The organism is Delftia sp. WSY_12 (genome assembly GCF_043104645.1).
In the GTDB taxonomy this organism is placed as follows: Bacteria; Pseudomonadota; Gammaproteobacteria; order Burkholderiales; family Burkholderiaceae_C; genus Comamonas; species Comamonas tsuruhatensis.
Map to the genome: position 1 here is coordinate 63,484 of NZ_JBICKW010000030.1, position 23,465 is coordinate 86,948.

21 protein-coding genes and 1 other RNA gene are annotated in these 23,465 nt (G+C 64.9%); 4 read left to right on the forward strand and 18 right to left on the reverse strand.

Going from position 1 to position 23,465, the window contains the following annotated elements:
- Nucleotides 1-191 precede the first annotated feature (191 nt).
- The 16 genes from ACF8LI_RS18480 to gyrA form a co-directional block, all read right to left on the reverse strand.
- Nucleotides 192-578, reverse strand: coding sequence for a monovalent cation/H(+) antiporter subunit G (locus tag ACF8LI_RS18480; protein ID WP_016450496.1), 387 nt, complete (start codon nt 576-578; stop codon nt 192-194).
- Complete coding sequence (locus ACF8LI_RS18485) at nt 575-853, reverse strand: K+/H+ antiporter subunit F (protein ID WP_012206532.1); 279 nt, start codon at nt 851-853, stop codon at nt 575-577. Before ACF8LI_RS18485 ends, ACF8LI_RS18480 begins: the two co-directional genes overlap by 4 nt.
- Entirely contained in the window at nt 850-1,341 is a 492-nt protein-coding gene (locus tag ACF8LI_RS18490; protein WP_016450497.1) for a Na+/H+ antiporter subunit E, read from the reverse strand. Before ACF8LI_RS18490 ends, ACF8LI_RS18485 begins: the two co-directional genes overlap by 4 nt.
- Nucleotides 1,338-3,134, reverse strand: coding sequence for a monovalent cation/H+ antiporter subunit D (locus tag ACF8LI_RS18495; protein ID WP_017404727.1), 1,797 nt, complete (start codon nt 3,132-3,134; stop codon nt 1,338-1,340). Before ACF8LI_RS18495 ends, ACF8LI_RS18490 begins: the two co-directional genes overlap by 4 nt.
- Nucleotides 3,131-3,496 (reverse strand): Na+/H+ antiporter subunit C, encoded by a 366-nt coding sequence (locus ACF8LI_RS18500; protein ID WP_016450499.1) that lies wholly within the window; start codon nt 3,494-3,496, stop codon nt 3,131-3,133. The genes ACF8LI_RS18495 and ACF8LI_RS18500 overlap by 4 nt, the downstream gene beginning before the upstream one ends.
- A complete protein-coding gene (locus ACF8LI_RS18505) occupies nt 3,496-6,474 on the reverse strand; it encodes a monovalent cation/H+ antiporter subunit A (RefSeq protein ID WP_151019170.1) in 2,979 nt (992 codons plus the stop codon). Before ACF8LI_RS18505 ends, ACF8LI_RS18500 begins: the two co-directional genes overlap by 1 nt.
- 139 nt (nt 6,475-6,613) lie before the next feature.
- The gene (locus tag ACF8LI_RS18510; RefSeq protein ID WP_392413723.1) at nt 6,614-7,015 is read right to left on the reverse strand and encodes a ComEA family DNA-binding protein; all 402 of its coding nucleotides are present in this window, start codon (nt 7,013-7,015) and stop codon (nt 6,614-6,616) included.
- A gap of 260 nt (nt 7,016-7,275) precedes the next feature.
- Nucleotides 7,276-8,451, reverse strand: coding sequence for a lipopolysaccharide assembly protein LapB (lapB, locus tag ACF8LI_RS18515; protein ID WP_392413725.1), 1,176 nt, complete (start codon nt 8,449-8,451; stop codon nt 7,276-7,278).
- Nucleotides 8,441-8,758: a lipopolysaccharide assembly LapA domain-containing protein gene (locus ACF8LI_RS18520; protein ID WP_209672293.1), complete on the reverse strand. Its 318-nt coding sequence runs from the start codon at nt 8,756-8,758 to the stop codon at nt 8,441-8,443. Before ACF8LI_RS18520 ends, lapB begins: the two co-directional genes overlap by 11 nt.
- 80 nt (nt 8,759-8,838) lie before the next feature.
- The gene (locus ACF8LI_RS18525) at nt 8,839-9,177 is read right to left on the reverse strand and encodes an integration host factor subunit beta (protein ID WP_392413727.1); all 339 of its coding nucleotides are present in this window, start codon (nt 9,175-9,177) and stop codon (nt 8,839-8,841) included.
- A 90-nt stretch (nt 9,178-9,267) separates the two neighbouring features.
- On the reverse strand, nt 9,268-10,992 hold the full coding sequence (gene rpsA / locus ACF8LI_RS18530) for a 30S ribosomal protein S1 (RefSeq protein WP_255247313.1): 1,725 nt from the start codon (nt 10,990-10,992) through the stop codon (nt 9,268-9,270).
- Nucleotides 10,993-11,137: 145 nt separating this feature from the next.
- Complete coding sequence (locus ACF8LI_RS18535) at nt 11,138-13,165, reverse strand: bifunctional 3-phosphoshikimate 1-carboxyvinyltransferase/cytidylate kinase (RefSeq protein WP_392413729.1); 2,028 nt, start codon at nt 13,163-13,165, stop codon at nt 11,138-11,140.
- Nucleotides 13,166-13,267: 102 nt separating this feature from the next.
- Nucleotides 13,268-14,146 (reverse strand): prephenate dehydrogenase/arogenate dehydrogenase family protein, encoded by an 879-nt coding sequence (locus ACF8LI_RS18540; RefSeq protein WP_016449514.1) that lies wholly within the window; start codon nt 14,144-14,146, stop codon nt 13,268-13,270.
- Nucleotides 14,146-15,246 (reverse strand): prephenate dehydratase, encoded by a 1,101-nt coding sequence (gene pheA / locus ACF8LI_RS18545; protein ID WP_016454364.1) that lies wholly within the window; start codon nt 15,244-15,246, stop codon nt 14,146-14,148. The genes ACF8LI_RS18540 and pheA overlap by 1 nt, the downstream gene beginning before the upstream one ends.
- A gap of 18 nt (nt 15,247-15,264) precedes the next feature.
- Entirely contained in the window at nt 15,265-16,374 is a 1,110-nt protein-coding gene (gene serC / locus ACF8LI_RS18550) for a 3-phosphoserine/phosphohydroxythreonine transaminase (protein ID WP_392413731.1), read from the reverse strand.
- A 123-nt stretch (nt 16,375-16,497) separates the two neighbouring features.
- Nucleotides 16,498-19,164 carry a DNA gyrase subunit A gene (gene gyrA / locus ACF8LI_RS18555; protein WP_046238042.1) on the reverse strand — a complete coding sequence of 889 codons (2,667 nt, stop codon included), beginning with the start codon at nt 19,162-19,164 and terminating at the stop codon, nt 16,498-16,500.
- Between the two features lie 229 nt (nt 19,165-19,393).
- Here gyrA and ompA point away from each other — a divergent pair, with 229 nt between their 5' ends.
- The 4 genes from ompA to ssrA all read left to right on the forward strand — a co-directional run bounded on the left by ompA (nt 19,394) and on the right by ssrA (nt 21,922).
- Nucleotides 19,394-20,053 carry an outer membrane protein OmpA gene (ompA, locus tag ACF8LI_RS18560; RefSeq protein ID WP_016449510.1) on the forward strand — a complete coding sequence of 220 codons (660 nt, stop codon included), beginning with the start codon at nt 19,394-19,396 and terminating at the stop codon, nt 20,051-20,053.
- A gap of 85 nt (nt 20,054-20,138) precedes the next feature.
- Entirely contained in the window at nt 20,139-20,861 is a 723-nt protein-coding gene (ubiG, locus tag ACF8LI_RS18565; protein ID WP_017406940.1) for a bifunctional 2-polyprenyl-6-hydroxyphenol methylase/3-demethylubiquinol 3-O-methyltransferase UbiG, read from the forward strand.
- 5 nt (nt 20,862-20,866) lie between these two features.
- Nucleotides 20,867-21,532 (forward strand): HAD-IA family hydrolase, encoded by a 666-nt coding sequence (locus ACF8LI_RS18570; protein WP_016449508.1) that lies wholly within the window; start codon nt 20,867-20,869, stop codon nt 21,530-21,532.
- Between the two features lie 12 nt (nt 21,533-21,544).
- Nucleotides 21,545-21,922: a transfer-messenger RNA gene (gene ssrA, locus ACF8LI_RS18575) on the forward strand.
- Nucleotides 21,923-22,034: 112 nt separating this feature from the next.
- Here ssrA and ACF8LI_RS18580 read toward each other — a convergent pair.
- A complete protein-coding gene (locus ACF8LI_RS18580) occupies nt 22,035-23,216 on the reverse strand; it encodes a tyrosine-type recombinase/integrase (protein WP_392413733.1) in 1,182 nt (393 codons plus the stop codon).
- Nucleotides 23,177-23,431 (reverse strand): excisionase, encoded by a 255-nt coding sequence (locus ACF8LI_RS18585; RefSeq protein ID WP_392413734.1) that lies wholly within the window; start codon nt 23,429-23,431, stop codon nt 23,177-23,179. The genes ACF8LI_RS18580 and ACF8LI_RS18585 overlap by 40 nt, the downstream gene beginning before the upstream one ends.
- Between the last annotated feature and the right edge of the window lie 34 nt (nt 23,432-23,465).

Genomic DNA, 23,465 nt, shown 5'->3' on the forward strand with positions numbered 1-23,465 from the left:
TCAAATACGTTGCCAGCGCAGATGATGACTGCACTATACGCTCACAAACTCATAGCCGCGGGGCTCGCGCACCGGGTCCTTTGGCGCATTGACGCAGCCGTGGGCGAATTCGTATGCTGGACAGTTGGCAGTAGGGCTTTTGCCTGCCGCTGCCTGCCGCATCGGCGGGTATTTTCAGGCCCGATTGCGCTTCAGACGTCCGGGTGTTCGGCCGGCTCGTTGCGCACGACGCTGCTCAGCGGCGGCGGCACGTCCTGGCCCGCACGGCGTGCGCGGAACAGGGCTGCACGCATCAGGAAGATGGTCGTGATGGGAACGGTCACCGAGATGAACACCGCAATCAGCAGCGCATGCACGGCCAGGCTCTGTCCGCTGACGGAAAAGTAGATCCAGGTGGCATGCATGATCAGCCAGCAGCCCATGGTGGCGATGATGGAAGGCGCATGCACGCGCTCGAAATAGCTGTCCAGGCGCCACAGGCCCATGGAGCCCAGAAAGGCGATGATGGCGCCGCCCAGCGCCAGCACAGCCACCAGGATCTGGCACCACAGCGGCAGCGTGGTGGTTTCCGGCATCATTCAATCACCTCGCCGCGCAGCAGGAACTTGGCCATGGCCGTGGAGCCCACGCAGCCGAACAGCGCAACCAGCAGGGCGGCCTCGAAATAGCTGGTGCTGTCATAGATGATGCCCATCAGCAGCATGGCCAGCATGCCGTTGAGGTACATGCAGTCCAGCGCCAGCACGCGATCCTGGGCGTGCGGGCCCTTGAGCAGGCGCAGCACGGCGCAGCCCATGGCGGCGACCAGCAGGCCCAGCGCGAACATCAAAGTCCAGTGGAACCAGGGCATCATTCGAAAATCTCCATCAGGGGGCGCTCGTAGGAGCGCTTGACGTGCTGGACGATCTCTTCGGGGTCATCGACCTCCAGCACATGCAGCATGAGCTGGGAGCGGTCGCGCGAGATCTCGGCCCAGGCCGTGCCGGGCGTGATGCACACGATCATGGCGAGCACGGCCAGGCCGTTGGGGTCGCGCAGTTCCAGCGGGATGCGCACGAAGTTGGCCGGGTGCTTGCGCATGCCCGGAAACAGCATGAACCGCACGACGTTGAAGTTGGACACCGAGGTGTCCCAGACCACGCGCAGCCCCAGGCGCACGATGGTCAGCGGATGGCGCACGCGCACGGGCAAGGGGCGCAGGCCGCGCAGCAGCAGCGGCAGCAACAGGCCCAGCAAGGCGCCCAGCAGGATCTGGCCGCTGCTGAACGAGCGGTTGAGCAGCAGCCACAGCAGGAACAGCGCCACCGACAGCAGCGGCGCGGGCAGCAGGGTTTTCATCATCGGGAATCCTCCTTGCCGGCCGTTGGGCCTGCATCGCCTATGCCTGCGGGCATGGGGGCGCCGCTGGCCTGGGCAGCGGCGCGCGCGGCGCCTTCGGGGCCGGCTTCCAGCCGCGCCTTCTTTTCTGCCGGGCTCGGCTCCGGCTGCGTGCCCATGACGGAGCGCACATAGACATCGGGCGCCAGCAGCGCATCGGCCGCACGCTGCGTGTAGCCCATCAGCTGGCCACCCTGCACGGTGAGCGCCACGCAGCAGGCCAGCAGCACGGCGATGGGCAGGCCTTCGGCCACACGCAACGAGGGCGAGTTCTGCTCCTCGGTCGCCCAGAAATGGCGTATGCCGGCGCGCACCAGCGACAGCAGGGCGAGCAGTCCCGTGGCGATCATCAACGCCACCAGCACCCAGCCGGCCCAGCCGGCCTGGAAGCCGCTGGAGTTGCCCAGGCCCAGCGGGTTGAGCAGGGCAGACAGCATGGCGAACTTGCCCACAAAGCCCGAAAGCGGGGGCAGGCCGGTGACCACCAGGGTGGCCAGCATGAAGCTCAGGCCGATGAAGGCGGCCGCTGCGGGAATGGCGCGGCCGATCAGCACCTCTTCGGATTCGTCGAGGTTGAAGCCCTCCGTGGGCAGCAGTTCGGCGTTGAGGAAGGGAGCCTCGTCATCCTCATAGGGCTCGCCCGCATCGTCATCCACGCGCCAGCGGTCCACCACGTCGGCGATCAGAAACAGGGCGCTCACGGCCAGGGTGGAGCTGGGCAGGTAGTACAGCAGCCCGGCCGTCAAGGCATTCTGGCCAAAGCCCGTGGCGGCCAGCAAGGTGCCCGAAGAGAGAACGGCCGCAAAGCCTGCGATATGCGTCAGGCGCTGCGAGCCCAGCATGCCCAGGCCGCCGAAGGCCATGGTCAGCATGCCGCCGACGATCAGCCAGGTGCTGCCGAACAGGGCGGAGGCGCCGGCCTCGGAGCTGAACAGCAGCGTCCACAGCCGCAGCACCACGTAGACGCCCACCTTGGTCATGAGCGCGAACACGGCGCCCACGGGAGCGGTGGCTGCGCTGTAGGCCGGCACCAGCCAGAAGTTCAGCGGCCACATGGCTGCCTTGGTCAGGAAGGCAATGCCCAGGATGGCAGCGGCCGAATGCAGCAGCCCGCGGTCGTCGCTGCTGACCTGGGGGATGGCACGTGCCAGGTCGGCCATGTTCAGCGTGCCGGTCAGGCCGTAGAGCATGGACACGCCGATCAGGAACAGCGACGAGGCTGCAAGATTGATGGCGATGTAGTGCAGGCCCGCCTGGATGCGCGTCCGCCCGGAACCATGCAGGACCAGTCCATAGGAGGCCGCGAGCATGATCTCGAAGAACACGAACAGGTTGAACAGGTCCGCCGTGAGGAAGGCGCCGCTCAGGCCCATCAGCTGAAACTGGAACAGCGAGTGAAAGTGCATCCCCGCGCGGTGCCAGCGGGCGCTGGAGAAGACCAGCGAGGCCAGGGCCACCGTATAGGTCAGCACCAGCATCATGCCGGTCAGGCGGTCCAGTGCCAGCGAGATGCCGAAGGGCATGGGCCAGTTGCCCGGCATGTAGACGCCCAGGTTGACGGGCGCGCCGGCCTGGTCGGTCCACAGCATCAGCATCACGGCCACGCCCAGCCCCATCAGGGTGGATACCAGTCCAAGAGCGAATTTGAGGCGCTGGCGCTCTTCGCGCAGCAACAGCATCAGCGCTGCCGAAAGCATGGGCAGCACGATGGGCGCCAGCATCAGGTGCGGCATGAGACGGGCGGTCAGCTCGTTCATGGCATCTCCTGCTCGGTGCGGGAATGGGCTCCGTCCACATGGTCGGTGCCCGTGGTGCCGCGCGAGGCCAGCAGCACCACCAGGAACAGTGCCGTCATGGCAAAGCCGATCACGATGGCCGTGAGCACCAGCGCCTGCGGCATGGGGTCCGCATAGTGCGCAAGATCCTGCGGCACGCCGGCACGCAGCACGGGCTCCTTGTCGATGGCCAGGCCCTGGCGGCCCATGCTGAAGATGAACAGGTTGACTGCGTAAGACAGCAGGGCCAGGCCCATGATGACCTGGTAGGTGCGTGGGCGCAGCAGCAGCCACACGCCCGAGCCCGTCAGTACGCCGATGGCAATGGCAAGCACGACTTCCATCAGAAACCTCCTCGCGCAAGCGCTGCAGCGGTGGCCTGCTGCACGGCGGCTTCGGCCTCTTCGGCCTGTTGCTGCTGCTCCTCCAGCAGACGGGCGTGGTAGCGGTGGCTGCGCACCGATTGGTGGGCGATGGCCGTCAGAATGAGCATGGTCGCGCCGACCACCAGCGAGAACACACCGATGTCGAAGAACAGGGCGCTGGCGAGATGCACGTCGCCGACGACTGGCAGGGTCATATGGAAGGTGTGGCTGGTGAGAAAGGGATAGCCGGCCACGATGGAGCCCATGCCGGTACCCAGTGCGAACAGCAGGCCGACACCGATCCATCGGCGCGGGAAGATCGGCAGGTGGGCCTCGACCCACTGCGTGCCGGAGATGATGTACTGCATCAGCAAGGCGACCGAGAACACCAGGCCGGCCACGAAGCCGCCGCCGGGCTCGTTGTGGCCGCGCATGAAGATGTAGACGGAAACCAGGGCGGCAAACGGCAGCAGCAGCCGCACCAGCACGGCGGGCACCATCAGGTAGCCCACGGCCGTATCGCCTGCGTTGCGCGGATTGAACAGATCGGTCTGCAGGTCGCCAGGCATGTAGCGCTGCTGCTCGGGCAGGTCCAGCGTCTCGCGGGCCGGGCGAAAGCGCCTGAGCAGCGCATAGACGACCAGGGCCACGATGCCCAGCACCACGATCTCGCCGAAGGTGTCGAAGCCCCGGAAGTCCACCAGCATGACGTTGACCACATTGGTGCCGCCGCCATCGCTGAGCGCATGTTCCAGGAAGAAGGTGGAGGCCCCGTCATAGAAGGGGCGGCTCATCATGGCGAAGGCCAGCCAGGCCATGCCGCCACCTGCAACCAGCGACAGCAGCAGGTCACGCATGCGGCGCGAGCGGGCGCGCAGCTCGGCGGACAGCACGGGAATGTGCAGGCTTTTGTCGCGCTTGGGCATCCAGCGCAGGCCCAGCAGCATCAGCACCGTGGTGGCGACCTCGACGACCAGCTGCGTCAGCGCCAGGTCAGGCGCCGAGAACCACAGGAAGGTCAGGCAGGTGCACAGGCCGGCGCCGCCCAGCATGATCAGCGCCGTCAGCCGGTGGTACTTGGCCTTCCAGGCCGTACCCAGGGCGCAGAGAATGCCCACGGCCCACAGCATCACGAAGGCGGGCGACAGCGGCAGCATGCTCCGGTCGCCCAGCTTGATGCCTTGCAGCCACAGGGGCAGAACGCCAGCCAGCACGGCAGTGCAGACCAGCCACAGCATCTGCCACTGCAGGCGCATGGTGGACAGGCGCCGGCGCGACCAGCGGCCCAGCAGGGACAGGCGGGCCAGCAGGTTCTCGAAAACACGCTGGCCGCTGAGCGTCCCCACCAGCGGCGCGGTATCCATATGGCCGGCCTGGCGCTGCCAGCGCAGCAGCATGTACAGCAGGATGCCGCCAATCAACGCCACAAGGCTCATGATCAAGGGCATGTTCCAGCCGTGCCATATGGCCAGGCTGTACTCGGGCAGGTCGCCGCCGACCACGGGCGTGGCGGCCGCTGCGAGAAAGCTGCCCACCGCCCACGCCGGCAGCATGCCCACCACCAGGCAGGCCAGCACCAGCAGCTCGACGGGCACGCGCATCCAGTGCGGAGGCTCGTGCGGGTCATGCGGCAGGTCGGTGGCCTTGGGGCCGAAGAAGACGTCGATGGTGAAGCGCAGCGAATAGGCCACGCTGAACATGCCCGCCACCGTGGCGGCCACCGGCAAGGCCGTGCGCACCCAGGGAGCGGCATCCAGGTAGACGGTCTCGGCGAAGAACATTTCCTTGGACAGGAAGCCGTTGAGCAGCGGTACGCCCGCCATGGCCGCACTGGCCACGCAGGCCAGCGTGGCCGTGATGGGCATCATGTGCCGCAGGCCGGAGAGGCGGCGGATGTCGCGCGTGCCGCTTTCATGGTCGACGATGCCCGCGGCCATGAACAGCGAGGCCTTGAAGGTCGCGTGGTTCATGATGTGGAACACCGCAGCCACGGCGGCCAGCTTGCTGTTCAGGCCCAGCAGCAGCGTGATCAGGCCCAGGTGGGAAATCGTCGAATAGGCCAGCAATCCCTTGAGATCGTGCTGGAACATGGCCAGATAGCCGCCGATGAGCAGGGTTGCCGCGCCGGCTCCGCCCACCAGCCAGAACCAGGCATCGGTGTCACCCAGCACGGGCCACATGCGCGCCAGCAGGAACACGCCGGCCTTGACCATGGTGGCGGAGTGCAGATAGGCCGACACCGGCGTGGGCGCGGCCATGGCGTGCGGCAGCCAGAAGTGGAAGGGGAACTGCGCACTCTTGGTCAGCGCGCCCAGCAGGATCAGCACCAGGGCGACCAGGTACAGCTGGTGGTCACGCACCTGCTGGCCGGCGATGAGCACGTTGTCCAGGTCATAGCTGCCCACGATGTGGCCCAGCACCAGCATGCCGGCCAGCATGGCCAGGCCGCCTGTGCCCGTCACCGTCAGCGCCATGCGCGCGCCGCGGCGTGCATCCTTGCGATGGTGCCAGTATCCGATCAGAAGAAAGGAGAAGAGGCTGGTCAGCTCCCAGAAGAAGGCAATCTGGATGATGTTGCCCGACAGCACCACGCCCGCCATCGCGCCCATGAAGGCCAGAAAGAAAGAGAAAAAGCGCGGCACTGGATCGGCCGGCGACATGTAGTAGCGCGCATACAGCACGACCAGCGAGCCTATGCCCAGCACCAGCATGCAGAACATCCAGGCAAAGCCGTCCATGCGGATCACCAGGTTCAGTCCCAGTGCCGGCAGCCACTCGATCTCCTGGCGCAGCACTTCCCCATCGGCGATCTGTGGAAACAGCAATGCGGTCTGTATGGCACAGCCCAATGCGATCACGCCGGCCAGAGTCGACTCCGTATTGCGCGCATTGGCGGGCAGCATTGCGGCAATCAGGCTGCCGATGAAGGGTAGGAGTATGAGGGTGATCAGGGGCATGGGCGGTCCATTTTACGGGCAAGGTTTTTTGCTTCGCTATGAAAACCTGAGCATGTTTCAGGCTATGGCCGCGCATACCCCGAGGGTCGTACGCATGAAAAACCCGCCGAAGCGGGTTGGATAGAGACAGTTCGCGTCTTCAGGAGGCCGAGCCGGCCTTGGCTGGAATGGCCGGCTTTGCCGCCTGCTCCTTGGTCGGCTTGGCGCCCTGGGCCGCCGTGTCCTTGCCCCCCTTGGCCGCAGTGTCCTTGGCATCAGGCTTGGCGCTGTGGCCTTTGTAGCTGCTGCCGTTGACAGTCAGGCCTTCGCCCGAAAACTTGGTGGCGGTCGGTTCCGCCACACCCTTGACCCGTGCGATGAAGTCGGGCCAGTCCTTGAAGGGGGCTGATTTGCGTTCCTCGAGAATGCGTGCCGACATGGCCGGGCCTATGCCCTTGATGGATGTCAGTTCGGCTTCATTCGCCTTGTTGGCTTCCACAGCGGCCAAAGCCATCACGGACCACAGCAGCGCAATGAAGCCAGCCATCAATTTTCTGAACATACAAACCTCCTGATCCCTCAATGTTGAGGGCCGCAACATTGCGACCCAGAAGCATCTTATGCAGGCCTCTGGCGTGCCGCCAGGCAGTCGCGGGCTCCAGGAGGCCGGCGCAGGCTCGGCCGCACGCGCCCAAAGCCAATGGCCACGCGCCCTCCAGGGCGGTTTCTAGGAATACTCTGAAAATACACTGGCCATGCCGTGTTTGCCAATGGGGGTGACGCGGTGCCGGGGATAAGGCCGCCTTTCGCCACCCCGGCCCATCACAGCTCCTCGACGCGCCGGGCCGGGTAGCTGTCCCAGCTCTGGCAGCCGGGGCAGTGCCAGAAATGCTGGCGAGCCTCGAAGCCGCAGGCCGCGCAGCGATAGCGGGTCAGCGGTTTGGCGGCGTGGTCCAGCGCGCGTTGCACGGCTGGGTGGTATTGCTCCTCGGACAGTTTCTCGCCAGCCAGCCACTGCGCAGCAGCCACCAAGGAAGGTTCCCGGTCCAGATGCTGGACCAGGCGGGCGCGTCCCGGTGCCTTGGTTTCACCATCGGTGCTCTGTTCTTCAATTTGAGCGTCCAGCGCAACCAACGCCTGCAGCAGGTCCAGCGAAGGTGCCTGGGCGTATTGCTGGCCGAGCAGCTGGTGGACATGCTGGCGTTGGCCTGTGGCGGCGGCGATGTCCACCAGCAACTGGGCTGCCAGCGGCAGCGCGGCGGGGGACTGCTCGGCCAGGCTTTCCAGCGTTTGCAAGGCCTGGGCCGATTGCCCCATGCGATGCTGCAACTGGGCATGCTCCAGGCGCGGTCGCGCAGCCTGGGGTGCTGTGGTGATGGCTTGCTGCAGCCGCTGCAGCGCCTCGGCCTGCTGGCCCTGCGTGAGCAAGGACTGGGCGTCTTCGCACAGGTAGTGCGCCAGCCGGCCACTGAAGTCCCCCTGGTTGGCATCCTGCATGCGGCGAGCAATGGCGGCGGCCTGTGTCCAGTCGCGCGAGCGCTCGTAGATGGCCAGCAGGGCCAGGCGGGCCTCGGCCTCGAAGGCCGTGCCTTCCAGGCGGCGCAGCGCGTCCTCGGCGCGATCGAGCAGGCCTGCCTTCAGAAAGTCCTGGGCCAGCGCGTGCTGGGCGCGGTCGCGGTCCACGCGGCTGAGGTCGCCGCGCGACAGCAGGTGCTCATGCACGCGCACGGCGCGGTTGTATTCGCCGCGGCGGCGAAAGAGATTGCCCAGGGCGAAGTGCAACTCCGAGGTGTCGGGGTCGTTCTGCACGGCTTCGATGAAGGCGTCGATGGCCTTGTCCTGCTGCTCGTTGAGCAGGAAGTTCAATCCCTTGAAGTAGGCCTTGGGTGCCTGGCGGTTTTCGGCGCGGATCTGCCGCAGGTCCCAGCGCGAGGCCAGCCAGCCCAGCACGAAGGCCACGGGCAGGCCCAGCAGTATCCAGCTCAGATCAAATTCCATGCACGTCGCCCGGCAGGATGGGGGAGGGGGGCGCCTTGGGCGCCGTGGCTGGCGCCGCTCCTTCGGCTGCAGGCGCGGGGGCCTGGGTCGAGCGCGCGGCATTGCGGTGCTTGAGCCAGCGCGGCACCATGCCCAGCACGCCCACGATCAGGCCCAGTGCAAAGGCGGCCAGCACCACCAGTACCAGCGGCGCAGTCCAGGAGGTGCCGAAGAAGAAGTGCACCGTCGCGTCCTGCTGGTTGTTCAGTGCGAAGGCGAACAGCGTAAAAAAAATGGCCGCCTTGAGCAGCCACAGGAAGTACTTCATGTGTTCCCTTGTGTGACGGGAACGATTCTAGAGCCTGGCGGTGACGACGGCTGCAGTGCGCGCAGCCGGCAAGCCGGCTTTCAGGCGGCAGGGCCGGTGCCTGCGGAACTGGCGACAACCGTGTCGGGCGCCGCGCCGGGGCGCAGGTCCACGGCTTCGCGCAGGGCCTTGCCGGGCTTGAAGTGCGGCACGCGCTTGGACGGAATGTGGACGGCCTCGCCGCTGCGGGGATTGCGGCCCATGCGGGGCGGGCGGTGGTTGACCGAGAAACTTCCAAAGCCGCGGATTTCGATGCGATGGCCGCGCACCAGGGCATCGCTGACGGCGTCAAGAATCGTCTTGACGGCCTGCTCGGCGTCGCGCTGGCTCAGTTGGCCAAAGCGTGCTGCGAGTTCTTCGACGAGATCGGATCGGGTCATCAAGGATAGGAATCAGGGGTTGAAATGGCGACGGGCGCCCGGAGGCACCCGTCGCATCCGACCTTCAGCGGTCAGCAGACTGGCTGCTGATTACTTGTCGGAGTTGTCCAGCTTGGCGCGCAGCAGGGCGCCCAGGCTGGTCGTGCCGGCGTTTTCCTTGGCCGACTGGGCGGACAGGGAAGCCATGGCTTCTTGCTGGTCAACCTGGTCCTTGGCCTTGATCGACAGCTGGATGTTGCGGGTCTTGCGATCCACATTGACCACCACGGCGGTGATCTCGTCGCCTTCCTTCAGCACCGAGCGGGCATCTTCCACGCGGTCAACGGCGATTTCCGAAGCGCGCAGGTAGCCGACGATGTCTTCGCCCAGGTCGATTTCAGCACCGCGTGCGTCCACCGTCTTGACCTTGCCCGACACGATCTGGCCCTTGTCGTTCACGGTCACGAAGGTCGTGAAGGGATCGCTGTCCAGCTGCTTGATGCCCAGGGAGATGCGCTCGCGCTCGACGTCCACGGCCAGCACGATGGCTTCGACTTCCTGGCCCTTCTTGTAGTTGCGCACGGCAGCTTCGCCGGGCTCGTTCCAGGACAGGTCGGACAGGTGCACCAGGCCGTCGATGCCGGCAGCCAGGCCCACGAACACGCCGAAGTCGGTGATCGACTTGATCGGGCCCTTGACGCGGTCGCCGCGCTTGGTGTTCTGCGCGAACTCTTGCCAGGGGTTGGCCTTGCACTGCTTCATGCCCAGCGAGATGCGACGCTTGTCTTCGTCGATCTCCAGCACCATGACTTCGACTTCGTCACCCAGGGTCACGAGCTTGGTCGGAGCAATGTTCTTGTTGGTCCAGTCCATTTCGGAGACGTGCACCAGGCCTTCGATGCCGGGTTCCAGCTCGACGAACGCGCCGTAGTCGGCAATGTTCGTGACCTTGCCGAACAGGCGGGTGCTGGAGGGGTAGCGGCGCGAAACGCCCATCCACGGGTCGTCGCCCATTTGCTTCAGACCCAGCGAGACACGGTTCTTCTCGGTGTCGAACTTGAGGATCTTGGCCGTGATTTCCTGGCCAGCCTGCACGACTTCCGAAGGATGACGCACGCGGCGCCATGCCATGTCGGTGATGTGCAGCAGGCCGTCGATGCCGCCCAGGTCCACGAACGCACCGTATTCGGTGATGTTCTTGACCACGCCTTGAACGATGGCGCCTTCCTTCAGCGTCTCCATCAGCTTGGCGCGCTCTTCGCCCATCGAGGCTTCGACCACGGCGCGGCGGCTCAGCACCACGTTGTTGCGCTTGCGGTCCAGCTTGATGACCTTGAACTCCATCGTCTTGTTTTCGTACGGAGTCAGGTCCTTGATCGGACGGGTGTCGATCAGCGAACCGGGCAGGAAGGCGCGGATGCCGTTGACCAGCACCGTCAGGCCGCCCTTGACCTTGCCGGAGGTCGTGCCGGTCACGAATTCGCCCGATTCCAGGGCCTTTTCCAGAGCCAGCCACGAGGCCAGGCGCTTGGCGGTGTCGCGCGACAGGATGGTGTCGCCGTAGCCGTTTTCGATCGAGCCGATGGCGACCGACACAAAGTCGCCCACCTGGACTTCGATTTCTCCCTGGTCGTTCTTGAATTCGTCGATCGGCACATAGGCTTCCGACTTCAGGCCAGCGTTCACGACGACGAAGTTGTGCTCGACGCGCACGACTTCAGCGGTGATGACCTCGCCAGGACGCATTTCCGTGCGTTGCAGCGATTCTTCAAACAGGGAGGCAAAAGATTCAGACATGTATTTCCTTGCCCGCAAACAGGTTTCCGTTGGCACCATTGCCAAGCGTTTCTAGGACTGTTTGCGGAGGTGTTGTGGGTTCAACCACGGGGTTGGAGTCTATGAACCTCGGGCCGTACACGGGGCGGTGCCGCCATGTCTGGGCCCTGAGGGCGGGTTGCCGACCGTGCGGCGCAACTGGCAATCAGTCGCGGCCGAACGGCTGGCGTTCCTGCCACCATGAAAGCACCTGCTCTGCCACCTCTTCGATGGAAAGCTCGGAGCTGTCAAGCAGCATGGAATCCTGGGCGGGCTTGAGCGGTGCGACGCTGCGGTTCATGTCCCGCGCATCGCGTGCTTCAAGGTCTGCCCGAAGGGCGCTTATGTTAGCGGCAATTCCTTTGGAAATCAACTGCTTATGCCGGCGCTCGGCGCGACAGGCGGCGGAGGCCGACAAATAGACCTTGAGGGGAGCATGGGGAAAGATCACCGTGCCCATGTCGCGGCCGTCGGCGACCAGTCCCGGCAGCTGCTGGAAGGACAGCTGCAGGTCCACCAGTGCATCGCGCACGGCCGGCAGGGCCGAGACGCGCGAGGCGTTCATGCCCGACTCCTCGCTGCGCAGGATCAGGGTGACATCCTCGTCGCCCAGCCAGATGCGCTGCTCGGCATCAAAGCGCACGGGCAGCGCGCGCGCCAGCGCGGCAATCTGCGGGGCGTGGGATTCGTCCAGCACCATGCCGGCCCGCGACGCGGCCAGTCCTGTGAGGCGGTACAGCGCGCCCGAGTCCAGCAGGTGGTAGCCCAGGGCCTCGGCCACCTCGGCGGCGATGGTTCCTTTGCCGGAGGCGGTGGGGCCATCGATGCAGATCACGGGAATGCGCGCGCGGGCGGTCTCGCAGACCGAGAACAGGGCCTCGAAGTAGTCGGGGAAGGTCTTGGCGACGCACTTGGGGTCTTCGATGCGCACCGGCAGGGCGGCCGGGTTGAAGGCCGCCAGCGAGAAGCACATGGCCACGCGGTGATCGTCGTAGGTGTGGATGCTGGCCGCACGCCATGCGGCGGTGGATGCGGGCGGTGTGACGCGGATGAAGTCCGCGCCTTCCTCGACTTCGGCGCCCAGCTTGCGCAGCTCCTTGGTCATGGCCGCGATGCGGTCGGTCTCCTTGACGCGCCAGCTTGCGATGTTGCGCAGCGTGGTTGTGCCATCAGCATACAGGGCCATGACGGCCAGCGTCATGGCGGCATCGGGGATGTGGTTGCAGTCCAGGTCGATGGCCTTGAGCGGCCAGGCGCCACGGCGTATGCGCAGCCAGTTCGGGCCTCCCTCCACCTCGGCGCCCATTGCGCGCGCGGCTTCGACAAAGCGGATATCGCCCTGGATGGAGTCCAGTCCCACGCCGAGGATGCGGATGCCTTCGGCGCTGTCCGAGGCGATGGCGCCCAGTGCGATGAAATAGCTGGCCGACGAGGCGTCTGCCTCGACATGGATCTCGCCCGGCGAGCGGTAGCGACTGCCGGCCGGGATGGTGAAGCGCTGCCAGTTCTCGTTGTGCACGGCAATGCCGAAGCGGGCCAGCAATTCCAGCGTGATGTGGATGTAGGGCTTGGAGATCAGCTCGCCCACGACTTCGATGGTGATGTCGCGCGTGTTGGCCAGCAGCGGCAGCGCCATCAGCAGCGAGGTCAGGAACTGGCTGGAGACATCGCCACGCACCTGGATGGGGCTGTGCGGCAGCTGCGAGAAATCGGGCTGGCGGATGTGCAGCGGAGGAAAGCCCTCGTTGCCCAGGTAGTCGATGCGGCAGCCGAGCTGTCGCAGCGCATCGACCAGATCGCCGATGGGGCGCTCATGCATGCGCGGCACACCGCTGAGTTGGAAGTCGCCGCCCAGCACGGACAGGGCAGCCGTCAGCGGCCGCATGGCCGTGCCGGCGTTGCCCATGAACAGCTCGGCACTGGCGCCGGAGGGCAGGGCGCCGCCCAGGCCGGTGATGCGCACAGGCTGGCCGAGGGTGATGGCGGTGGGCTCCACCGTGCAGCCCAGTTGCTGCAGGGCCCGGAGCATGACGCGCGTGTCGTCCGAGTCAAGCAGGTCGTGGACCACGGTCGTGCCCTGGCTCAGCGCTGCCAGCAGCAGCACGCGGTTCGAGATGCTCTTGGAGCCTGGCAGGCTCACCGTGCCCTGAGCGCGGGAAAGAGGGGGGATATCGAGGAAGGCGGTACTGAACATGGCAATTCGGAGGCAAACAGGCTGTCGGAAGGCATTGCGGCCGCGCTGGCCGCAATCCACAGATGCGCTCGGGGGCGCTTGGAGCGCGGCCGGCGTTGCGCGTCAGCGGCGCGGTACGCCCATGCGCCAGTGGGCACGCGCCGCGCTGGCCAGGGTCAGGTGGTCTTCCAGGCCTTGGCCGTCGCCGGCCTGGATCAGGCATTCGAGTTGCTGCAGCGCCTGCTGGAACTGGCGCGACTGCGCCAGCACCTGTTCGCTGTTGGCCAGCAGCACATCGCGCCACATCTTGGGGTCGCCTGCTGCAATGCGCGTGAAGTCACGGAAGCCGGGGCCGGCCAGGGACAGCACCTCATCGGAATCGGGCTGGGTGATCACGCTTTGCATCATGGCGAAGGCCAGCAGATGCGGCAGGTGGCTGACCGTGGCAAAGGCGCTGTCGTGGGCTTCTGGCGACATGGCGCGCACGCGGCAGCCCAGCAGCTCCCACAGGGACTGGGCCTTTTGCAGGTGCTCGGTCAGTGTGCGTTCCGTGGGCGTCAGGATGACCTGTGCGCCCTTGTACAGCTGGGGGTCGGAATGCTCGACGCCCGAGACTTCCTTGCCCGCAATGGGGTGGGCCGGCACGAAGGAGCCGAGCTGGTCGCGCAATGCCGAGCGGGCGGCATGCACCACATCGACCTTGGTGGAGCCCACGTCCATGATCATCATCCCGGGCGTGACCAGGTGCTTGATGGACTTGAGCGTGGCCTCGGTGGCCGCCACGGGCACCGCCAGCAGCACCAGGTCTGCGCCGGCGGCGGCCAGCAGGGCCGAGGGTGCCTCCACATCGATGACGCCCATCTGGCGTGCGCGCTCGGTGGTGGACGGGGATTTGCTGTAGCCCACGACACGCTTGACCAGCCCGGCCTGCTTGAGCGCCAGCGCGAACGAGCCGCCCATGAGGCCGCAGCCGATCAACCCCAGTTGTTCGAACGGCTGCATCACTTGGAGACCGGATAGGTGCCCAGCACCTTGTAGAAGGCGCACAGCTCGCGCAGCTCCTGCAGCGCACTGGCCACGTTGGGCTGGGCCGGGTGACCTTCGAGGTCGATGTAGAAGTAGTACTCCCACTGGCCGGTGCGTGCGGGGCGCGATTCGAAGCGCGTCATGGAGACGCCGTGCCGCTTGAGCGGTACCAGCAGGTCATGCACGGCGCCGGGACGGTTGGGCACGGAGATGATGATGCTGGTGCAATCCTGCCCGCTGGGTGCGGGCGTCGCCAGCGTGTGCGGCAGGCAGATGACGGCGAAGCGCGTGCGGTTGTAGGCATCGTCCTGAATGGCATGCGCCACCACGTGCAGGCCGAATTGCTGGGCCGCGCGTTCGCTGGCCAGGCCGGCGATATCGGGGTGCAGCGCCGCCAGGCGGGCGCCTTCGGCGTTGCTGGACACCGGGCGGCGTTCGGCATGTGGCAGATGCTTGGACAGCCAGCCCTGACATTGGGCCAGGGCCTGGGGGTGAGCCGCAACCACCTTGATGCCTTCGGTCGTGTTGGTGCTGCGCAGCAGGTTGTGGCGCACCAGCAGGCTGACCTCTCCCACCACGTGGCAGGGCGTATGCAGGAACATGTCCAGCGAGCGCGTGACCACGCCTTCGTTGGAGTTCTCCACGCCCACCACTCCGTACTGCGCGCTGCCCGCAGCCGTGGCGTGGAACACCTCGTCGAAGCTGTTGCAGTACATCAGGTCGGCCGCGCCGCCGAAGTACTGGATGGCCGCTTCCTCGCAGAACGTGCCCGCCGGGCCCAGCACGGCCACGCGCTGGGGTGACTCCAGCGCCAGACAGGCCGACATGATCTCGCGCCAGATGGCCGAGACATGGGCGTTCTTGAGCGGGCCGGGGTTGGCGGACTCGATCTTCTGGATGACCTGGGCCACGCGGTCAGGGCGGAAGAAGGGCGTGCCTTCCCGCTTCTTGACCTCGCCGACCTGCTCGGCCACGCGGGCGCGTCGGTTCAGCAGATCCAGCAGTTGCTGGTCGATATCGTCGATCTGCACGCGCAGATGCGCCAGATCGGGAGAGGCTTGGGGTGGGGTGCTCATGGAAGGGGGTGTGGTCGGTCAGGCGTTGCGCTGTTCGAATTCGCGCATGTACTCCACCAGCGCCTGCACGCCAGCGATGGGCATGGCGTTGTAGATGCTGGCACGCATGCCGCCGACGGACTTGTGGCCCTTGAGCTGCAGCAGGCCGCGTTCCCGGGCTCCGGCCAGGAAGGCGTCATTGCGCGACTCGTCGCGCAGGAAGAAAGGGATGTTCATGCGCGAGCGGCAATTGGCAGCGACCTTGTTCACGTAGAACGAGGACTGGTCCACGTACTGGTAGAACAGGTCGGCCTTGGCGATATTGCGCGCCTGCAGGGCCGCCACGCCGGTCAGGCCGCCTTCGGTCTGGCGCTTGATCCACTGGAAGGTCAGGCCCGCGATGTAGATGCCCCAGGTGGGCGGCGTGTTGTACATCGACTGGTTGTCGGCCACGGTCTTGTAGTCGAAAGCCGAAGGGCAGGCGGGCAGGGCGTGGCCCAGCAGGTCCTCACGCACGATGACCAGGGTCAGGCCGGCCGGGCCCAGGTTCTTTTGCGCACCGCCGAACGCCAGGCCCACGCGGCTCCAATCGACGGGGCGCGAGGCCACGTGCGAGGAGAAATCCACCACCAGCGGAGCATCGCAGCCCAGCGCCTTCAGGTCGGGCAGTTCCTGGAACTCCACGCCATGGATGGTTTCGTTGCTGCAGATGTGCACGTAGCTGGCGCCACGGCTCAGTTGCCAGCTTTCAGGGGCGGGCAGGGTGGTGAATTGGCTGTCCTCGCCGCTGGCTGCGATGTGTGCATCGGCTACGTACTTGCGTGCTTCCTTGGCCGACTTCTGGCTCCAGCTGCCGCTGAGCACGAAGTCCACCGTGCCGGCGCGCGACAGGTTCAGCGGAACGATGGCGTTCTCGGCCAGGCCGCCGCCCTGCATGAACAGAATCTTGAATTCGGGCGGCACGGCCAGCAGCTCGCGCAGATCGGCCTCGGCCTGTTCGTAGATGGAGATGAACTCCTTGCCGCGGTGGCTCATCTCCATCACGCTCATGCCGGATCCGTGCCAGTCGAGCATTTCGGCGGCTGCCTGCTGCAGCACTTCGGCGGGAATGGCGGCAGGGCCGGCGGAGAAGTTGTAAGGGCGTTTCATGGAGTTCACTGTCAAGTCACGCGCAGGCGCCAGTTCGGGCGGGGCCTGCAACTGTCAAAAATCTGGGCCGCCGCTACGGCTGCGCTCCCGGTGTGGGAGGCAGCCCCAGCGGCGGCCGGGTCATCAGGCGGGCTCGCCCGTGCCTTCGGCAGCGGCTTCGTCGCCGCCCGGGGCTTCCTCGCCCGTGGCCTCGCCCTCGACTTCGTTGGCATCGTTTTCGACGATGCGCTGCAGGCCGCCCAGCTTGGCGCCTTCGTCCAGCGAGATCAGCGTCACGCCCTGGGTGGCTCGGCCCAGCTCGCGGATTTCCGACACCCGGGTGCGCACCAGCACGCCAGTGTCGGTGATCAGCATGATTTCGTCATCGGCGTGGACCAGGGTGGCGGCGACCACCTTGCCGTTGCGCTCGGACTGCTGGATGGCGATCATGCCCTTGGTGCCTCGGCCATGGCGCGTGTACTCGACGATGGAGGTGCGCTTGCCGTAGCCGTTTTCCGTGGCCGTGAGCACGCTTTGCGATTCGTCCTCGGCCACCAGCATCGCGATCACGCTCTGGCCCTCTTCCAGGGTCATGCCCTTGACGCCACGCGCATTGCGGCCCATGGGGCGCACGTCGTTTTCGTCGAATCGAACGGCCTTGCCGCCGTCGCTGAACAGCATCACGTCATGCTTGCCGTCGGTGAGGGCTGCGCCGATCAGGAAATCGCCCTCGTCCAGGCCCACGGCGATGATGCCGGCCTTGCGCGGGTTGGAGAACTCGTCCAGCGCCGTCTTCTTCACGGTGCCCATGCTGGTGGACATGAACACATAGTGGTCGGCCGGGAAGCTGCGGTACTCGCCCGTCAGCGGCAGCACCACGTTGATCTTCTCGCCATCCTGCAGAGGGAACATGTTGACGATGGGGCGGCCACGCGAACCGCGCGAGCCCGCCGGCACTTCCCAGACCTTGAGCCAGTACAGGCGGCCGCGGTTGGAAAAGCACAGCAGGTAGTCGTGCGTGTTGGCGATGAACAGCTGGTCGATCCAGTCGTCTTCCTTGGTGGCCGTGGCCTGCTTGCCGCGGCCGCCGCGCTTTTGCGAGCGGTACTCGGACAGCGGCTGGCTCTTGATGTAGCCCGTGTGGCTGAGCGTGACCACCATGTCGGTGGGCGTGATCAGGTCCTCGGTGGACAGGTCCTGCGCGCTGTACTCGACCGTGCTGCGGCGGGCGCCGACCTTGCTCTGGCCGAACTCGGCCTTGATCTGCTTGAGTTCGTCGCCAATGATGGCCGACACGCGCTCGGGCTTGGACAGGATGTCCAGCAGGTCCTCGATGACGGACATCACGTCCTTGTACTCGGCGACGATCTTGTCCTGCTCCAGGCCGGTCAGGCGCTGCAGGCGCATCTGCAGGATTTCCTGGGCCTGGGTCTCGGACAGGCGGTACAGGCCATCGGCCTGCATGCCGAATTCGCGTTCCAGGCCGTCGGGGCGGTAGTCGTCGGCATTGACCACGCCGCCATCGGTACGGGTGCGCGTCAGCATCTCGCGCACCAGCTTGCTGTCCCAGTTGCGCGTCATCAGCTCGGCCTTGGCCACAGGTGGCGTGGGCGCGTTGCGGATGATGGCGATGAAGTCGTCGATGTTGGCCAGCGCGACCGCCAGGCCCTCCAGCACATGGCCGCGCTCGCGCGCCTTGCGCAGTTCATAGACCGTGCGGCGCGTGACCACTTCGCGGCGGTGCTGCAGGAAGACCTCGACCAGATCCTTCAGATTGCACAGCTTGGGCTGGCCATCGACCAGCGCCACCATGTTCATGCCGAAGGTGTCTTGCAGCTGGGTCAGCTTGTACAGGTTGTTGAGCACGACCTCGGGCACTTCGCCGCGCTTGAGCTCGATCACCAGGCGCATGCCCGACTTGTCGGACTCGTCCTGGATGTGGCTGATGCCCTCGATCTTCTTTTCGTGCACCAGCTCGGCCATGCGCTCCTGCAGCGTCTTCTTGTTGACCTGGTAGGGCAGCTCATCGACGATGATGGCCTGGCGCTGGCCGCGGTCGATGTCCTCGAAGTGGCACTTGGCACGCATCACCACGCGTCCGCGACCCGTGCGATAGCCCTCCTTGACACCGTTGATGCCATAGATGATGCCGGCCGTCGGGAAGTCGGGCGCGGGGATGATCTCCATCAGCTCGTCGATGGTGGCCTGGGGCGTCTGCAGCAGGTGCAGGCAGGCGTCCACCACCTCGTTGAGGTTGTGCGGTGGAATATTGGTGGCCATGCCCACGGCAATGCCCGAGGAACCGTTGACCAGCAGATTGGGCAGCCGCGCAGGCAGCACCAGCGGCTCGCGCTCGCTGCCGTCGTAGTTCGGGCCGTAATCGACCGTTTCCTTGTCGATATCGCCCAGCATTTCATGGGCAATCTTGGACAGGCGGATTTCGGTGTAACGCATCGCCGCCGCGCTGTCCCCGTCCACCGAACCGAAGTTGCCCTGCCCGTCGACCAGCATGTGGCGCAGCGAGAAATCCTGTGCCATGCGCACGATGGTGTCGTACACCGCGCTGTCTCCGTGCGGGTGGTACTTGCCGATCACGTCGCCGACGATACGCGCCGACTTCTTGTACGGCCTGTTCCAGTCGTTGTTGAGCTCGTGCATGGCAAAAAGCACGCGCCGATGCACAGGCTTGAGACCATCTCGCGCATCGGGCAGCGCCCGGCCCACGATCACGCTCATTGCGTAATCGAGATAGCTGCGACGCATCTCCTCTTCGAGGCTGATGGGCAGGGTTTCTTTAGCAAACTGGGTCATGTGTGGCGATACTCTGACGGCGGGAAAAGGCCCATTTTAGGTCGAATGACGTGTAGCAGCCGAGCAACATAACCCTGGAATTCCGCCGCTGTCCTACTTGTTGGCCCCCGCTTGGCGGTCCGTCTGCATGTGACGTATGGCACAATCAATTCAACGTTTTTGGTGATGGTCACTGATGACGTCCACAGATTCGCAGCCCTGCTGCGGCTTTTTCCCCAAGAGGAGAACCATGAAGAAACTGAACAAAGTGGCGATGTTGTTTGCCTCTGCCGCCCTCGCAACGGCCGCTGGCGCACAAGTGAAGGCTGCTGACGGTGGCAAGACCATCGACAACTGGCAAAACGGCACCAGCGAACTGGTGTGGAAGAACGGCACGAACGAACTGTGCTGGCGCGATGCCAACTGGACGCCCGCCACTGCAGCTGCTGACTGCGACGGCGCTCTGAAGCCTGTGGCCGCCGCTGTGGCTCCCGCCGCAACGCCCGCTCCGGCAACTCCCGCACCCGCACCGGCACCCGCTCCGGCCGTGGCCTCCAAGGTGACCTTCTCTGCCGACGCTTTCTTCGACTTCGACAAGTCGGTTCTGAAGCCCGAAGGCAAGGCCAAGCTGGACGACCTGGCCTCCAAGGTCAAGGGCATCAACCTGGAAGTGGTCATCGCCGTGGGTCACACCGACTCCGTTGGCTCTGACGCCTACAACCAGAAGCTGTCGGTTCGCCGCGCTGAAGCTGTGAAGGCTTACCTGGTGTCCAAGGGCATCGAAAAGAACCGCGTCTACACCGAAGGCAAGGGCGAAAAGCAGCCTATCGCCGACAACAAGACCAAGGAAGGCCGCGCGAAGAACCGTCGCGTGGAAATCGAAGTGGTCGGCACCCGCGCCGCCCAGTAATCTTTCGATTGCTTCTCGCAAAAGCCCCGGCAACGGGGCTTTTTTTATGGCTGAACGGTCGCCGCAATCGCCGACAATCGACGCCATGAGCAACGCAATCAACCTCAACGCCGACCCGGCGGAGCTGGAGAAATTCTCCAGCCTGGCCCATCGCTGGTGGGACCCGGAAAGTGAGTTCAAACCCCTGCATCAGATCAATCCGCTGCGGCTGGACTGGATCGATGCGCAAGTTCCCTTGAAGGGGCGCAGAATTCTGGATGTCGGGTGTGGCGGCGGCATCCTTGCCGACTCCATGGCGCGCAAGGGTGCGCGCGAAGTGGTTGGCATCGATCTGGCCACCAAGGCATTGCGCGTGGCCCAGCTGCATGCACTGGAGACGGGTACGCCCAACATTCACTACCACGAAGTGAGTGTGGAGCGTCTGGCCCAGGAGCAGCCTGGTTCCTTTGATGTGGTGACCTGCATGGAGATGCTGGAGCATGTGCCCGATCCCGCCTCCGTGGTATCGGCCTGTGCTGAGCTGGTCAAGCCTGGCGGCTGGGTGTTCTTCTCCACGATCAACCGCAGTGCAAAGGCCTTCGGTCTGGCCATCGTCGCGGCAGAATACCTGCTCAAGATGATTCCCAAGGGAACGCATGAGTACGCGAAACTGATCCAGCCCAGCGAACTCGCCATGTTCGCCCGTCAGGCTGGCCTTGATCTGCAGGCTAGCAAGGGCCTGCAGCACAACCCCATCACCGGGCGCTACTGGCTCAGTGCAGACACATCTGTGAACTACATGCTGGCCACGCGCCGGGCCGAAGGGTAAGCCGCATGTGGAAAGAAGTCCGAGCCGTGTTGTTCGATCTGGACGGCACCTTGATCGACAGTGCACCAGACCTGGGTGCAGCCGCAGACAGGATGCGTACGGATCGGGGGATGCCTTCAATTCCCTATGAGCGATATCGACCCATGGCGGGCGCGGGGGCGCGGGGCATGCTGGGGGTGGGGTTCGGGCTCACGCCCGACTCGCCCGAGTTTGCGCAGATGCGCGAGGAATTCTTCCGCAACTACGAGCAATGCATGACAGAGCGCACCTATGCGTTCGAGGGTGTCGAGGAACTGATTGCACGACTCCAGGCTGTGTCCATGCCCTGGGGCGTGGTCACGAACAAGTCCATGCGTTTTACCGATCCGCTGACGCAACAGATGCCGCTGTTCGCAACTGCGTCAGCCGTCGTCAGCGGCGACACCACGCCCCATGCAAAGCCCCATCCTGCACCCTTGCTGGAGGCTGCCGCGCGTATCGGCCTTCCTCCCGAGAGTTTTGTCTATGTCGGTGACGACGAGCGCGACATCGTTGCAGGCAAGGCCGCAGGCATGAAGACCGTGGCGGCTTGCTACGGCTACCTTGGCGCAGCCGGCGATACGCTGCACTGGCAGGCGGATGCGCAAATCAATTCTCCGCTGGAGCTCTTGAAACTGCTGGAAAGAGGCTAAGATAGGAGCCTTGGGGCTGTCCTGGTTTCGACGTGGGTTCGGGACCGGTGTGGTGCATGTCGAGCTTGATTGACGCTCGTAAATCTCCATTCAAAAAACTAACTGCAAACGACGAACGTTTCGCACTCGCCGCTTAAATCCGGTGAGCCTTGCAACAGCACGCTGATGGGCTGGGCAAGGGGGTAGCAATACCTCCCGGCTGCAAGGGAATTCACATCAGCTGGCTGCGTGCTGGGCTTCTTAGTACGTGGCAAGATCCAAGGAAGCTGGCATCCCGGGTAGCGTGCGCCTGCGCGACTCGGGAGGCGAGACTCAAAACAGAACGCTAAACATGTAGATCTGCCCGGCGAAGGCTTGCGGACGCGGGTTCAATTCCCGCCAGCTCCACCATCCAAGACACCGCCACACACTGAAGACCTCAGCGTGTGGCGGTTTTTTCTTGCCTTGAAGTGTCCTGCGGTGTCGTCAGAATCGCACGGATTTCGCACGCGATTCGCACGGGCTACGACCCGCTGACGAGCCGCAGTTCCGCCCTGGGCTTCTGGTAGTCCTCGCCGATGAACTTGCCGTAGGTCCGGAAAACCATCTCCACATCCTCGTGCCCAAGCTGCTGGGCCACATACCAGGGGTTGGCGCCGGCGGTCAGCAGCGTGGACGCATAGGTGTGCCGGATCTGGTACGGGTTGCGGTACTCGATCCCGGCCCGTTCCATCACCGGCAGCCAGAGCGTCTTCCGGATTTGGGCGTCAGTGGTCCATGGCTTCAAGGTGCGCGGGTTCAGCCAGACCCTGGCGCCGCGGGCCTGGCTGACCGAGCGCTGTTGCTTCAGCGCCTCGACTGCCTCGGCGTTGAGTTCCACGTCCCGCTTGCCGGCCTCGGTCTTCGGTGCCTTGACGACGCCGGCCACCTGATTGAGCACGATGCGCGCGATCTTCTTGTCGAAGTCGATGTGTTCCCACTGCAGCGCCTGCAATTCGCCGGGACGCAATCCAGAGTTGAACCAGAACTGGAGCATTGGGCGCTCGTCCTCGCGGCACGCCACCAAAATGGCTTCACGCTCCGCGCGGGTGAATGGTTGGACTACATAGTCGCTGGCCCGGCTGGTCTGGCGGATCAGCTTCGTCAGTGCGATGCGCTCGAATGGGTCGAATTCGATTAACCCATCATTGAGCGCGTCTTCAAAGACTGATCGCAGGGGGATCAGCATATTTCGGATCGCCTTCGATGTGCAGTCCATTTCCGTGATCCATTCGCGCAGCATGCTGGGTGTCACGTCCGAGGCCTGTACCTCGTGCCAGTGCTTCATCCGCTCCCCGTTGATCACCTTCGCATACCCGTTGTATGTCGATGGCGAGAGTTGGCCGTTCTGTACCTGGCGCTCGTAGGTCTCCAGTTGCTTCTGGAGCAGGGCACGCATGAGGCCAGCCTTTTTCCGGCTCACCCCGGCCCGCGGGCTCTCGGGGAAGTGCTCGGCATAGTCGAAGTCTCCCGCCTTGATCTTGGCGCGGATGTCTTCGCGCAGGACCGCCGCGCGCTGGATACTGGACTTGTTCACAGGGCCGGCAGGGAGCATTTCGCGGCACTCCCGGCCCTCAAAAGTGAACGCGATCTGGATCCGGCTGCCGGTGGCAAATTCCCGGACAGTTACGCCAGGTGGTGTTTCGAGTTTTGGTCGCTTATCCATTTGTCAGCTGCTTTGATGTTTACGTAGAGGCGGCGGGAAACGACGGCGACCTGCTGGCCGATTTTCCAGGTGCCGTTTTTCTTGCGCTGCTTGACGGTTTCGCGGGTGACGCCTGTCATTTCCTCGTACTTGCTTGCCAATACCCACTCGGGGCCATTGGCGGCGGCATTTTCTTGGGCGGCCACCAAGGCCGCAGTGTTGGAAGCGCTTTTCATCTGTCGGGCCTTTCAAAAACAAAGGCCAGCGGGT